This window comes from Bacillus sp. FJAT-29814 (assembly GCF_001510715.1).
Classification (GTDB): domain Bacteria; phylum Bacillota; class Bacilli; order Bacillales; family Cytobacillaceae; genus Neobacillus.
Map to the genome: position 1 here is coordinate 394,178 of NZ_LMTJ01000005.1, position 13,986 is coordinate 408,163.

A 13,986-nucleotide genomic window follows, 5' to 3' on the forward strand; every position below is an offset into this window, starting at 1 on the left:
TGAAATGACAACCTAGTTTAGACAAACATTGACATAGTAAAAAGCCTTCCTTCGTTAACACTAATAATGCTCCTATCATTGAAAGTGAGGGATTTTGATGGCAGATGAACGAGACACGAAAGTGCAGGAGGCTCTTCGAAGCCCGATTATCGGTGAGAAAATTCCCAATTATCCTTCCGATTTTCGGGAAGAGACAGCTTCCGAAATCGCTACACCTGTAACAACTCAATCCTCGAAATATAAGGAAGAAACTGCTTCGGAATTCGGATCCAACCTTCCAATGGTGGTTTCGCTCAAGAAGGACGATCCGAATACAATGCGAGGGGCTTCGGTTCCAATCCGTTCTAATCATCGGGAAGAGACAGCTGCAGAGATTGCGGCACTTGTACCACTAGCAAGAAACAAGCAGCAGACTAATCAGAATAATAATGGACAAGCACAGGCAATGGGCGGAGCGGGTCTCGGCACTTTGGCACTCGCTCTTTCTATCTTATCCTTGTTTGTAATGCCAATTCTGTTTGGTGCAGCAGGCATTGTGCTGGGGTTCGTCGCAAGGCGCAGAGGGGCACAAGGCATGGGCGCTTGGGCAATTGGAATTGGAGCGGTATCGATTATCATCGGTATCTTCATTCTTCCGTTCTTTTAAATAGGAGCAAAAAAAGAAACCCGGTCGATGGCCGGGTTTCTTTAGTTATTCACTTTTTCTTCAGCTGCTTTTTTCTGAAAGTATTCCTCAGCAACCTTGTCAATTTCTTTCTTCAGTTCTTCGACCATTTCCGCTTCCGGAACCTTGCGGACAATTTGGCCTTTCCTGAATAGCAAGCCTTCGCCGCGGGCACCGGCAATGCCAATATCCGCCTCGCGGGCCTCTCCAGGGCCGTTAACCGCACAGCCAAGTACGGAAACTTTGATTGGCGCTTTAATATTTTGAATATACTCTTCGACCTCATTGGCAATGCTGATCAGATCAATTTCAATTCGGCCGCAAGTTGGACAGGAAATTAATGTAGCGGCATTTGAAGAGAGTCCGAACACCTTCAACAGCTCTCTGGCCACTTTTACTTCCTCAACAGGATCGGCGCTCAAGGATATCCTCAATGTATTTCCGATTCCCTTGCTGAGAATCGCTCCTAATCCTGCAGCACTTTTTACCGTACCTGAGAAAAGGGTTCCTGACTCGGTAATCCCAAGATGTAACGGATAATCAAACGCCTTTGCCGCTTTTTCGTAAGCTTCAATTGCCAAATTTACATCAGATGCTTTCATCGATACGATAATGTCGTGGAAATCCAAGTCTTCAAGAATTTTGATATGATGAAGGGCGCTCTCGACCATGCCATCAGCGGTTGGATAACCGTATTTATCAAGGATTCTTTTTTCAAGCGACCCCGCATTAACTCCGATACGAATAGGGATCCCTTTCTCCTTAGCAGCCTTTACTACGGCTTCAACCTTTTCTTTTCTGCCGATATTCCCTGGGTTGATCCTAATTTTGTCCGCTCCGCCTTCAATGGCTTTGAGGGCAAGTTTATAGTCAAAGTGAATGTCTACCACAAGTGGAATATTAATGCGCTTCTTAATTTCTGGAATCGCGTTTGCCGCTCTTTCGTCCGGGCAGGCGACTCGGACAATCTGGCAGCCTGCATCTTCAAGGCGCTTTATTTCTGCAACCGTTGCCTCAACATCATGAGTCTTGGTTGTGGTCATGCTTTGGATAATGATTTCATTGTTGCCGCCAATGGTTAAATTTCCTACCTTTATTGGCCGGGTTTTCGTGCGATGTATGATTTCACTCACGTATAATTCGCTCCTTCAGCTGGATTCGAATAGTAAATTAGAAAAACAATTCATTATAATTGTATCGCCAGCCGCTATTTTTGACAAGGATAAGGAATTCAATCCATCTCCCTTAGTGTGAGTAATCGGGAAAATGATATGTAGACCCGATTTGGATTTTTTCCGGACTTTTCCCCGGATTTAAGGCTTGGAAATCCTCAATCAGCTCGGAAATGGATACTGGGAGTGGTTTACCCAACCTATGTTCAACGATGGAAATGACAGTTTCCCCTGGTTTTACCTTTTCCGAAAACGAGGGTAAAGCCACATCAGGTTTCTGAATTTTGGTTTTGGTAGCATTGGCCTCAACTTGTCCATTAGCAGGTGCTGGGAGTGTGCCAACTGTTAAATCAAAATAAATGACATATATAATCAAAATGGATAAAAGTATCCCAAATAATGTTTTCATCCTAAATGGCCTCCAAATGGAAAGATACTAATTCGTATGCTTGTCCAATTGGGAATAGAACTGACAAATAAAAAAACACCCTAAAACGGGTGTCTTTTAACTGCTTTTTTTCGGTTTAGGGATTTCGTTAATCGCCAGCAATAACACGATAAGGACAACAATCCAGTTAATTAGGGAACTATTAGGAACTGTTGTCTTAAGTGCAGTCATGATTGTAAAGAACAGGGTCGGAAGTGTTTCACTGTAGGCCGCCATTCTCCAAAGTTGGCCATAGTTTAGTTTTCTGCCAAGAATGTTCTTTAATGCAAGTCCAATTAAAGCAACAATCGATACCTCAATAAAACTAGCGGCACTTGAAAACAAATAAATAACGATTGAAATGACAGAGAGAATGATTCCTCGGGCACTGCTTATATTATGTAGGAAATCAAGCAGGTTGTCCTTGGTCAAGTCAAGCCCTTGCATCATCGAATAGGGATATGTCTCAGTCTGACCGCCAGCAGATAGAACAAATTCATCCTTCAAAAGGGCAAATGCATCTCCTTCATCCGCAACTTCAACATTGGAAACAGCCCCGGTTGGATCAAGAATAAATGTAAAGCCTTCTTTATTGATGGTAACTGGCACCTTGGTGTCAGCAGTTAGCTCTCCATTTTTAATCGAAAACTCCGGTGTCTCTTCCTCGATAATGGTTTTGGCCGATTCTAATCCGGTTGACAAGGCCGTACTAAAAAAAATGATCGAAGGTAGGACAGAAATAAGCGTCAGGAAGAAGACATAAAGAATGGTTTTGCCAATCCCCTGAAACCGAAACAAGGCAATGTCTTTGGGGGAATAAATGCTTTTTGCAAATTGCTTAAAAATATTCATAATGACCACCTTAACAACATAAATTCACTATTCTATTGTAGCCTTTGCAGGGAAGATATACAAGAAAGACCGCCATAATATCGGCGGTCTAGGCTATTGTCCAGCTCCAGCGCCTAGCCCCTCGAGGCGCTTTCGCTCTTCTAGTTAACTCCACAAATCTCGTAAGCGCAGTTTTGGCAGTCTACTTCACGTTTAAGATAATGAATATCTTTGATGGTAAATTTCTGATTATCGTAGGCGATTATATCCTTTTCCCGCAATTCCTTCAGTGCCCGCTGAATCACTTCCCGGGTGCCATAGGTTAAGTTGGCCAATTCCTGATGTGTCAATGGCAAATCAATAAGGATGCCATCAGAGGTCACAATCCCGTAGGAATTGCATAGTCGGATCAGGATGGAATACAGACCGCCTTTTTTTCCGTTCATGATTAAGTCCTGACATTTCATTTGGGCCTTTAAATAGCTGGTTGACAGCCAAGCTGCAAGTGCAGTCATCGCTTCTGGGTCGGTCATGACAAAGTTTTCAAATTCTTCCCGTTTAATATACAGCAGCTCACAGTCATCTAATGTTTTGGCATAAAACTGGTATCGCGGGTTTGCCTTAAACAGCGGATACTCGACGATTAATTCACGATTATTTAATACTTTCAAAATGAAATCCTTGCCACGCACATGCACGCGGCCAAGGGCAATACTTCCACTTAGAAGAATGTAAACATAATGGGCAGGGTCCTTTTCTAGAAACAGAACAGAACCTGCCTTTACCTTCTGTACGGGCTCAGTTTTATAGAAAAAATGATACAATAAGCTGTAAATTGAATTCCCTGTTTTCAGCATGCCTGCCACTCCTTTTTATCCCTTCTAATTTGATTAAAAAGAATTAAAAACAGTGTGTCAATATTGGTTTTACATAATATGGAATCAAAGCGGCGGAGCTATGACAAAAATCGTTGACAGAATGCGAGATAGGGGATTCATGACAATTTTTCGAAATATCTAAAATACGACCCTTGGAATATTTGTTGGAAATCTGGGTATTTTATATATGGTGGAATCGAGCATTTTATTTGAAACGATAACACTTATTTGGTAATCTTAATTAAAAGCTTTAGAATATTCCAAAAGTCCGTTTGGAATGGCTGAAGCAAATAATCTTTACATAGGAGGAATTTCTCATGGCATTTGAATTACCAAAACTGCCTTATGCAGAAGATGCACTAGAACCACACATTGATAAAGAAACGATGAATATCCACCACACTAGACACCATAACACCTATGTTACTAATTTAAACAATGCTTTAGCAGGAAATGAAGAATTGCTATCCAAATCAGTTGAAGAAGTCATTTCCAATTTGGATGCTGTTCCTGAATCTGCTCGTACAGCTGTCCGCAACAATGGCGGCGGTCATGCTAATCACTCTTTATTTTGGACAATCCTTTCTCCAAATGGCGGGGGCGCTCCAAGCGGTGAATTGGCAGATGCGATCAACTCTAAATTTGGCAGCTTTGAAGCGTTCAAAGAAGAGTTTGCAAAAGCGGCTACAACCCGCTTCGGTTCAGGCTGGGCATGGCTGTCTGTGAACAATGGCGAATTGGAGTTAAGCAGCACTCCAAACCAGGATTCACCGTTAATGGAAGGCAAAACTCCTATCCTCGGACTTGACGTTTGGGAGCATGCTTACTATTTAAAATATCAAAACAAGCGTCCTGATTATATTGGCGCATTCTGGAACGTTGTGAACTGGGATGAAGTTGCTAAGCGTTACAGCGCAGCAAAATAATTTAAGATTAAATCAAAGGCAGCTGATTAAGCTGTCTTTTTTTTGTAATCCAGCTCCAGCGCCTAGCCCCTCGAGGTCTTAAGCCGTCCCCCTCCGGAGGGCAGGCCCATCCTGCGGGTTACGTCTTAAGCTTGTCGGGGCTGACCAAGGCGCTTCCGCTTTTTTTTGTATAAGAACAGCCCGCTTGATAAAGACTACCTGTTAAGAAAAAGGGGAGTTTTTTAATGCCAAAAAAGTTTAAATTTCTGGGTGATGTCGAGTTAACCAAGGATTTGTCACTGCTTTTGATCATTGGCGGGCTTTATTCCTTAAGTGTGGCTCTGTCCAATACGTTTGTAAACATTTACTTGTGGAAGCAAACAGGGAAGTACTCTGACTTGGCGCTTTATAATCTGTCAATCGTCGTCCTGCAGCCATTAACCTTCATTTTGGCCGGACGCTGGGCAAAAAAAATTGACCGTGTCATTGTGCTGAGAATTGGTGTCATTTTTTTAGCTTTGTTTTATTTGGCCGTGTTAATCACCGGCTCAAAAGCAGCCACTTTTTTATTGGTCCTGGGGAGCCTGCTGGGTGTGGGCTACGGATTTTATTGGCTTGCCTATAATGTGCTGACCTTTGAAATAACCGAGCCGGAAACGAGGGACTTTTTTAACGGATTCTTGGGAATTTTGTCCTCTTTGGGAGGAATGATCGGTCCCATTGCGGCGGGCATCATTATTACGAGATTTGAAAAGTTTACCGGGTATACCATTGTATTTGGTTTGTCGCTTTCCTTGTTCGCCCTGGCGGTGATCCTGAGTTTCTCATTGAAACCAAGACCAGCAAACGGCAAGTACTGTTTTAAACGTATTTTTGAAGAAAGAAAACAAAATGAAAATTGGCGTCTCGTTACCAACGCCCATTTTTTTCAGGGCCTGAGAGAAGGGACGTTTTTATTTGTCATTTCAGTGTTTGTTTATCTTTCTACTGGAAGTGAAATGGCTCTTGGGACATTCGGACTCATTAATTCAGGAATATCCTTCATCGCCTATTATCTCGCCTCAAGGCTAATTAAAAAAAGTTACCGCAAAAAAGCTATTCTTATTGGCGGACTAATTCTTTATGCCGCCGTGTTGGTAATCGTGTGGGAAGTCAGTTATGCCAAATTGTTAATTTATGCCGCCATGATTGCTATCGCCTATCCGCTGCTGCTGGTACCTTATATGTCAACAACCTATGATGTGATCGGAGGAGGGTGGAAAGCTGCGGAGATGAGAATTGAGTATATTGTAGTCCGGGAAATATTCCTGAATATCGGCCGAATTGTTTCTATCTTGGCGTTCCTGGGTACAGTTACTCTGTTTAACGCGGAAAAAAGCATCCCGATTTTATTGTTATTTTTGGGAGCAGGTCACTCGTTAATCTATTTGTTTATTAAAAGAGTTCAGTTACCTGCCACTTAATGCGGTGAGATTTTTCTCATCGCATTTTTTGTGCAGTTGAATTTTGTCGAAAATGGTAAGTGTTCCTCATAGAAAAAAACAGCACTTTCCTTTAAAATAGATAAGGTTATAGGAAGAGGAGGTGCACTTTGCCATTGAATAAGAAGAAAAAGAAAAAATCTCTGGTTCCGTTTCGGTTAAACGTATTGTTTTTTATCGTTTTCATGCTGTTTTCAATCCTTGTTTTGCGTCTAGGAGAACTGCAAATTGTTTTTGGCGAGGATTTTAAGCGGGAGATTGAACGGACCGAGGCCGTTACTGTCAGCAATCCCGTACCGCGTGGAAAGATGTTTGACCGGAACGGGAACATTATTGTCGACAACACTCCGTTAAATGCGATTACTTATACAAAGTCACAGAAGACAAGCCAGGAAGAAATGCTAGAAACAGCGGAAAAATTGGCGAAAATTATTAATATGGATACAGAAAAGATTCCGGTTCGGGATAAGAAGGATTACTGGATTATCAAACATCCGAAGCAGGCAAAAGAAAAAATTACAAAAAAAGAATGGGCTCAATATGAAGAGAAGAAATTGGAAGACAAAGATATTTACAAATTGCAGCTCGAAAGGGTTACCGATGAGGAATTGAACAGCATTCAAGGCGAAGACCTTGAAACGCTGGCCATTTATCGGAAATTTAACAGCGGGTATGCGTTAACGCCGCAAATCGTCAAAAATAAAGATGTAACACCAGATGAATTTGCTGCAGTGAGTGAAAATCTCGAGAACCTTCCCGGAGTGGATACTACTACCGATTGGGACCGGTTATATGTGACAGGAAATACGTTAAGATCCATCCTTGGTGATGTGTCTTCTTCCGAATCAGGGCTTCCTAAAGATCAATTGGAAAAGTATCTTGTCAAGGATTACAGCCGTAATGATCGAGTTGGCAAGAGCTATCTTGAACAAAAATATGAAGATGTTCTCCATGGGGAAAAAGCCAAGGTGAAAAATATTACCGATAAATCCGGAAAAGTATTATCTACTGAGGTTATATCAGAAGGAAAACGGGGCAAGGACCTCGTATTAACAATTGATATGGACCTGCAAAAACAGGTTGAACAAATCATTGAAGAAGAAATGTGGGCTGCCAAGCAAAAATATCCAAATACGGCACTTTTGGACCGCGCTTTCGTGGTTGTAATGAATCCAAAAACTGGGGAAGTCCTTTCGCTCGGCGGTAGACAAATAGTCAAAGATAAAGAGACTGGAAAACCTGAAATGCGGGATTATGCTCAAGGAACCTTTACATCTTCGTATGCGGTTGGATCATCAGTCAAAGGCGCCACAATATTGACGGGATATCAGACCGGGGCGATCAAACCGGGAACAGTCCTTTTAGATGAACCATTGCGTATCGCAAGTACAAAGCCGAAATCTTCATGGAAGACATTCGGCTCTATTAATGATCAAAGAGCACTCCAAGTATCATCCAACGTCTATATGTTTAAAACAGCGATTGCTATGGCGGGGGGACATTATGTTCCAAATAAACCGCTGCCGCTTGATTATACGGCATTTAATACGATGAGAAGATACTTCAGCCAATTTGGTCTGGGTGTTCGAACGGGAATTGATTTGCCAAATGAAATGACCGGATTCCCTGGTGCAGACAAAACACCTGGTTTGCTACTTGACCTTGCGATCGGCCAGTATGACACGTATACCCCGCTCCAGCTTGCCCAGTACGTTTCAACGATTGCCAATGGCGGATATCGGGTTCAGCCCCATATCGTGAAAGAAATTCGTGAGCCGCTAATGGAAAATAATGAATTGGGTCCTATCATAAAAGAACTGGAGCCAAAAGTGTTAAATCGGATCGATATGAAAGAAGAATGGATCAACCGGGTTCAAGAAGGTTTCCGCATGGTTATGCAAGTTGGCGACGGAACCGGTGTCGGCCATTGGAAGAACAAAACGTATAATCCGGCTGGAAAAACGGGTACGGCACAGGCCTTTTATGACGGATCAGATAAATCAAAACGCATGACGCCTGTTACGAGCCTAAGCCTCGTTACTTACGCGCCTGAAGATAACCCGGAAGTTGCCATGGCAGTTGTTGTTCCATGGGCCTATCAAGGGCACAGCGGGCCAAGCATTAATCATTTAATCGGTACCAGAGTAATGGATGCATATTTTAATTTGAAAAATTCACGTCAAGAACCTGCTGCAGAAAATGCAGAGATTGCTGCGGAAGTGCCGGCAGCGGGTAATAATCAGTAAACCTGTCTCGATTCGAGACAGGTTTTTTTATAGTTTAATAGTTTAATAGTTTAACAATTTACAAAACTCATACATTGATTTACATAAGCTTTACATTTCGTTAAAACACAGTTTACAGAGATTCTTTATTCTTGTAATTGTAAAGCAAAACGAACAGTCGTAGGAGGAATTTACACGATGAAAAATTTCAAAAAGTTTGGTCTAGCGATATTAACAGCTATTCTAATGATATTTGCAGCAGCGTGCGGCTCTAACTCTACAGACAAAGAAAATGAAACAGGAAATAATGGAGAACTATCGGGATCATTGGTTATTTCTGGTTCTTCGGCCATGCAGCCGTTAATTGCTGCCGCAGCTGAAGAATTCATGGCTGAAAATCCAAAGGTTGACATCCAAGTAAATGCGGGCGGTTCTGGGACAGGCTTATCACAGGTTGCTGAAGGCTCTGTTGGAATCGGTAACTCCGATGTTTTTGCTGAAGAAAAAGAAGGTATTCCAGCCGGCGAACTTGTTGACCACAAGGTTGCGGTAGTTGGCATGACTGCTGCAATTAACCCTAAAGTGGGAATAAAAGATATTACAAAAGAAGATTTGATTAAAGTATTTACCGGAAAAATCACGAACTGGAAAGAACTCGGCGGTAAAGATCAAAAGATTGTTCTTGTAAACCGTCCTGACTCTTCCGGAACCCGAGCAATATTTAATAAATTCGCGCTGGATGGCGCTACACCTGCAGAAGGTATTACAGAGGATTCCTCAAATACAGTTAAAAAGATTATCAGTGAAACAGATGGCGCAATTGGTTATCTAGCATTCTCATACTTTACCGATGATAAAGTTACACCGCTAGCGATTGATGGTGTTGAACCGACTGAAGAAAATGTGCAATCCGGAGATTTCCCTGTTTGGGCTTACCAGCATTCTTATACTAAAGGCGAAGCGGAAGGCTTAGCCAAAGCGTTCCTGGAATATTTAATGTCAGATGAAATCCAAACCACTTTATTGAAAGAACAAGGATATCTACCTGTTACAAAAATGAAAGTAGAACGCGATGCGGAAGGCAACCAAAAAGATATTAAATAAGGACACATATTTCGTTTAGTAAAGAGGGTAAATGCTGTTTGCGTTTACCCTATTACGACATAATCAAGAGGAGTTTGGTTTATTATGGATAAGGTTCTTCCTGCCAAAGACAGATTGCTAAAGTCAAACAAAAGCGGGCTGAATGGCGAACTTCGCGGAAAAATGCTTGTCATTTTATGTGCAATTATCATGATTTCTGCCACAATTTCGATCACAATTTTCCTTGGAACAAAAGGAATGCAATCCTTCACAAAAAATGGAATCAGTTTAATCGAGTTTTTAACAAGCACCAAATGGAATCCAACAGATAAAGCGAGCCCGATGTATGGCGTCCTGCCATTTATTTTTGGTTCCTTTGCGGTTACCTTTCTTTCGGCACTTGTTGCGGCACCATTGGGAATAGGCGGGGCCATTTTTATGACAGAAATTGCTCCTTCCTGGGGAAAGAAAATCCTGCAGCCGGTTGTTGAACTTCTGGTAGGAATTCCATCTGTCGTATACGGTTTTATCGGACTATCGGTATTGGTTCCGTTTATCAGAGAGAATGTCGGCGGTTTAGGATTTAGTTTGCTAGCTGGGACAATTGTCCTTTCTATCATGATCTTACCGACAATCACAACGATCGCGACAGATGCAATGAGTTCGCTCCCGAACCATCTGCGCGAAGGGTCTTATGCATTAGGGGCAACAAGATGGCAGACAATTAGAAAAGTATTGGTGCCAGCAGCGATGCCTTCACTGCTGACGGCCATCATTCTCGGGATGGCGAGGGCTTTTGGTGAAGCTTTGGCCGTACAAATGGTTATCGGAAATGTAAGGAACTTACCATCAAGTATTTTGGATGCATCTGCGACACTAACGACCATTATTACCCTAAATATGGGCCATACCACATATGGCAGCGTAGAAAATAATACGCTATGGTCAATGGGTCTAATTTTATTAATCATGTCGTTCGCATTCATTCTCCTTATTCGTTATCTATCATCAAGGAGGAAACTACGATGAACAGTAAAGCGGCCGATCGAGTTGCGACAGGTATATTTGTTGCGATCGCGATTGTTATCGTCACGATTCTTGTCGGATTATTTTTCTATATTTTTGTAAATGGATTTAAATATATATCATTTGATTTCTTAACTTCTCCTTCAAGTAATGTAAGGGCTGGCGGAGGAATTCGCGACCAGTTATTTAATTCCTTTTACATTTTGTTTCTCACGATGTTGATTACGGTACCTATTGGAGTCGGCGGCGGGATTTATATGGCCGAATATGCCAAACCCGGTAAGGTAACTGACTTAATCCGGACCTGCATTGAAGTTTTGTCATCTCTGCCTTCAATTGTTATCGGTATGTTTGGATTATTGATTTTTGTAAACACAACGGGCTGGGGCTACACGATAATAGGAGGGGCCTTGGCATTAACGATATTTAATTTACCAACTATGGTTCGTACTACGGAGGACGCCATCCGTGCTGTTCCTCGTGATCTAAAGGAAGCAAGCCTGGCATTGGGAGTTACCCATTGGCATACAATCAAAACGATTATTTTACCAGCGGCATTTCCGTCCATTTTAACCGGAGCCATTCTTGCTGCGGGCCGGGTTTTTGGTGAGGCAGCCGCACTATTGTTTACTGCTGGCTTATCAACTCCAAGACTCGATTACATGAACTTGAATCCTTTTTCAGAACAATCACCATTGAATATTTTCCGTCCTGCAGAAACATTGGCGGTTCATATATGGTCTGTAAATACGCAGGGGTTAATTCCTGATGTAAATGAAGTTGCCAGCGGCTCATCTGCCGTTCTCGTCCTTTCAGTATTGATTTTCAATTTATTGGCCCGCTGGATTGGGAGCTTGATTCATAAGCGGGTAACAGCGACTAAATAAAAGGTGGGGGTCATATGTTGACAGCCGTTAAGGAGAGAACACAAGTGGATTTAACTGTTCAACCAACGCCAATTGAAGTTAAGTCTGAAAATATTATTACGGTAAGGAATTTAGAAATTTTTTATGGGGATAAGCGTGCAGTAAATGGAATTTCTCTGGACATTGAGAAAAATTCCGTAACTGCCTTAATCGGTCCCTCCGGATGTGGAAAGTCAACGTTCTTACGCAGTATCAACCGTATGAATGATTTGATTCCCGGAGCACGCGCTGCCGGTGAAATCATCTATGAAGATTTAAATATTTTATCACAAGATATCAATGTAGTTGCTTTAAGGAAGGAAATTGGCATGGTGTTTCAAAAGCCAAACCCGTTTCCAAAATCAATTTATGAAAATATTGCCCATGGCTTAAAATTTGCAGGGATTCGAAAAAAATCTGAGCTTGATGAAATCGTCGAAGAAAGTTTACAAAAAGCGGCTTTGTGGGATGAAGTGAAGGACAGGTTGCACAAATCTGCCTTATCGCTATCAGGGGGGCAGCAGCAGCGCCTTTGCATTGCCCGATCAATTGCTATGAAGCCGACTGTCATTCTTCTTGATGAACCATCTTCGGCACTGGACCCGATCTCAAATGCCAAAGTTGAGGAATTGATTATCGGATTGAAAAAGGATTATTCGATTATTATTGTCACCCATAATATGCAGCAAGCAGCGCGGATTTCAGATAAAACAGCCTTCTTTTTAAACGGTGACTTAATAGAATATGACAATACTAAAAAACTCTTTACGAATCCATCAGTCAAAAAAACAGAGGAATACATTTCCGGACGCTTCGGATAAGGGGGAAGCATTGTGGCGATACAAACACTAACGAGAGACATCTTTGATGTGAAAGATCTGAACCTATGGTATGGTGATCACCATGCCTTAAAAAATATTGATTTCCCAATCCAGAAAAAAGAAGTAACGGCAATGATTGGGCCTTCAGGATGCGGAAAGTCCACGTTTTTAAAGACTTTAAATCTAATGAATAAAATGATACCGAATGTCAAAATAACCGGAGAAGTGAATTTTGACGGTGACAATATTTTAAACCCAAAAACAGACCTAGTAGAATTACGGAAACGTGTTGGCATGGTTTTCCAAAAGGGAAATCCGTTCCCTCAGTCTATCTACGATAATGTTGCCTATGGGCCGAGAATTCATGGTGTAAAGAAAAAAACGCATCTGGACGAAATTGTCACGAAAGCGTTAATCGATGTCGCATTATGGGATGAAGTGAAGGACCGTCTGCACGCACCAGCATTGGGACTTTCAGGCGGACAGCAGCAGCGCCTGTGCATTGCTAGGGCTCTTGCTACCAAACCGGAGGTACTGCTAATGGATGAACCGACCTCCGCACTCGACCCGATTTCAACATTAAAAATCGAGGAATTAATCCTTGAATTAAAAGAAAAGTACACCATTGTCATTGTGACCCATAACATGCAGCAAGCGGCCCGGGTATCGGATAAAACGGCCTTCTTTCTTATGGGCGAGTTAATCGAAGTGGATCTAACGCCAAACATTTTTTCGATGCCTAAAGATACTCGCACCGAAGACTATATTACTGGGAGATTTGGATAAGGGGTGAATAAGGATGAACACACGGTCAAATTTCGATCAAAATTTAAATCAATTAAAAAAGATGCAGCTGGATATGGCCGGCAAAGCAGAGAAGAGAATTAAAGACTCCATGCTCGCCCTGCTTAATCAGGATATTGACCTGGCAAAACGAGTGATTTCAGGCGACAATGAGATTGATGAGCTTGAGCATGAGATACATGAAAAAGCTTTGATGCTAATCGCTACCGAATCGCCGGTTGCAAGGGATTTACGGAGACTTAATGTTGCCTTAAAGGTATCATCCGAGGTTGAGCGGATGGGCGATATGGCTGTAAATATAGCCAAATCTGTTCTCCAAATAGGGAAAGATAAATATATTAAAGAATTGGCTGATATTCCTCGCATGATGGAAATGGCCTTGGAAATGGTTGCAGACGCCCTTACTGCCTTTTATACAGAAGATATTTCTATCGCAAGGCAATGCGCCGAAAAGGATGACGCCGTGGACGATATGTTTGGAAAATTAATTCATGAACTCATGGGATATATTCCGAACAATCCAGAGTCGACGAACCAAATCATCCAATTGTCTTTTGTCTGCCGGTTTATTGAACGGATTGCCGATCACTCCACCAATATTGCCGAAAATGTTGTTTTTCTTGAAACTGGAAAAAGGCTGAATTTAAATCATTAATTATATTCAAAAAGGGTGAGGCAGTTTGGCTTCATCCTTTTTGGTGTACGATTAAATTAATGTCGAAAAATCTTTTTTTAGATTAAAATACTTAAAAAATACACCCTCA

Annotated in this window: 14 protein-coding genes; 10 read left to right on the plus strand and 4 right to left on the minus strand. The window is 41.9% G+C overall.

What is annotated here, in order from left to right; translation table 11 throughout:
• Positions 1–316 precede the first annotated feature (316 nt).
• Entirely contained in the window at positions 317–646 is a 330-nt protein-coding gene (locus tag AR334_RS30380; protein WP_253701308.1) for a DUF4190 domain-containing protein, read from the plus strand.
• 41 nt (positions 647–687) lie between these two features.
• Here the strand turns inward: AR334_RS30380 and ispG are convergent, their stop codons facing one another.
• From ispG to AR334_RS14350, 4 genes are all read right to left on the minus strand, one after another.
• The gene (gene ispG, locus AR334_RS14335) at positions 688–1,788 is read right to left on the minus strand and encodes a flavodoxin-dependent (E)-4-hydroxy-3-methylbut-2-enyl-diphosphate synthase (RefSeq protein WP_172799238.1); all 1,101 of its coding nucleotides are present in this window, start codon (positions 1,786–1,788) and stop codon (positions 688–690) included.
• Between the two features lie 121 nt (positions 1,789–1,909).
• Positions 1,910–2,245: a LysM domain-containing protein gene (locus AR334_RS14340; protein WP_066312128.1), complete on the minus strand. Its 336-nt coding sequence runs from the start codon at positions 2,243–2,245 to the stop codon at positions 1,910–1,912.
• 96 nt (positions 2,246–2,341) lie between these two features.
• On the minus strand, positions 2,342–3,115 hold the full coding sequence (locus AR334_RS14345; RefSeq protein WP_066312131.1) for a DUF1189 domain-containing protein: 774 nt from the start codon (positions 3,113–3,115) through the stop codon (positions 2,342–2,344).
• A 140-nt stretch (positions 3,116–3,255) separates the two neighbouring features.
• Positions 3,256–3,951: a Crp/Fnr family transcriptional regulator gene (locus AR334_RS14350; protein WP_066312134.1), complete on the minus strand. Its 696-nt coding sequence runs from the start codon at positions 3,949–3,951 to the stop codon at positions 3,256–3,258.
• Positions 3,952–4,289: 338 nt separating this feature from the next.
• Here AR334_RS14350 and AR334_RS14355 point away from each other — a divergent pair, with 338 nt between their 5' ends.
• The 9 genes from AR334_RS14355 to phoU all read left to right on the plus strand — a co-directional run bounded on the left by AR334_RS14355 (position 4,290) and on the right by phoU (position 13,877).
• Positions 4,290–4,898 (plus strand): superoxide dismutase, encoded by a 609-nt coding sequence (locus AR334_RS14355; RefSeq protein ID WP_066312139.1) that lies wholly within the window; start codon positions 4,290–4,292, stop codon positions 4,896–4,898.
• Between the two features lie 224 nt (positions 4,899–5,122).
• Positions 5,123–6,340, plus strand: a complete 1,218-nt coding sequence (locus tag AR334_RS14360) for an MFS transporter (protein ID WP_066312140.1) — start codon at positions 5,123–5,125, stop codon at positions 6,338–6,340.
• Positions 6,341–6,474: 134 nt separating this feature from the next.
• A complete protein-coding gene (locus AR334_RS14365; protein ID WP_066313851.1) occupies positions 6,475–8,604 on the plus strand; it encodes a penicillin-binding protein 2 in 2,130 nt (709 codons plus the stop codon).
• Positions 8,605–8,781: 177 nt separating this feature from the next.
• The gene (locus tag AR334_RS14370) at positions 8,782–9,687 is read left to right on the plus strand and encodes a phosphate ABC transporter substrate-binding protein (protein ID WP_066312142.1); all 906 of its coding nucleotides are present in this window, start codon (positions 8,782–8,784) and stop codon (positions 9,685–9,687) included.
• A gap of 84 nt (positions 9,688–9,771) precedes the next feature.
• Entirely contained in the window at positions 9,772–10,695 is a 924-nt protein-coding gene (gene pstC / locus AR334_RS14375) for a phosphate ABC transporter permease subunit PstC (protein WP_066312144.1), read from the plus strand.
• Positions 10,692–11,579, plus strand: coding sequence for a phosphate ABC transporter permease PstA (gene pstA, locus AR334_RS14380; RefSeq protein ID WP_066312154.1), 888 nt, complete (start codon positions 10,692–10,694; stop codon positions 11,577–11,579). Before pstC ends, pstA begins: the two co-directional genes overlap by 4 nt.
• A 14-nt stretch (positions 11,580–11,593) precedes the next feature.
• Positions 11,594–12,418 (plus strand): phosphate ABC transporter ATP-binding protein PstB, encoded by an 825-nt coding sequence (pstB, locus tag AR334_RS14385; RefSeq protein WP_066312156.1) that lies wholly within the window; start codon positions 11,594–11,596, stop codon positions 12,416–12,418.
• Positions 12,419–12,427: 9 nt separating this feature from the next.
• Positions 12,428–13,204 (plus strand): phosphate ABC transporter ATP-binding protein PstB, encoded by a 777-nt coding sequence (pstB, locus tag AR334_RS14390; protein ID WP_066312164.1) that lies wholly within the window; start codon positions 12,428–12,430, stop codon positions 13,202–13,204.
• Positions 13,205–13,217: 13 nt separating this feature from the next.
• Positions 13,218–13,877, plus strand: a complete 660-nt coding sequence (gene phoU / locus AR334_RS14395) for a phosphate signaling complex protein PhoU (RefSeq protein WP_066312179.1) — start codon at positions 13,218–13,220, stop codon at positions 13,875–13,877.
• Positions 13,878–13,986: the final 109 nt, after the last annotated feature.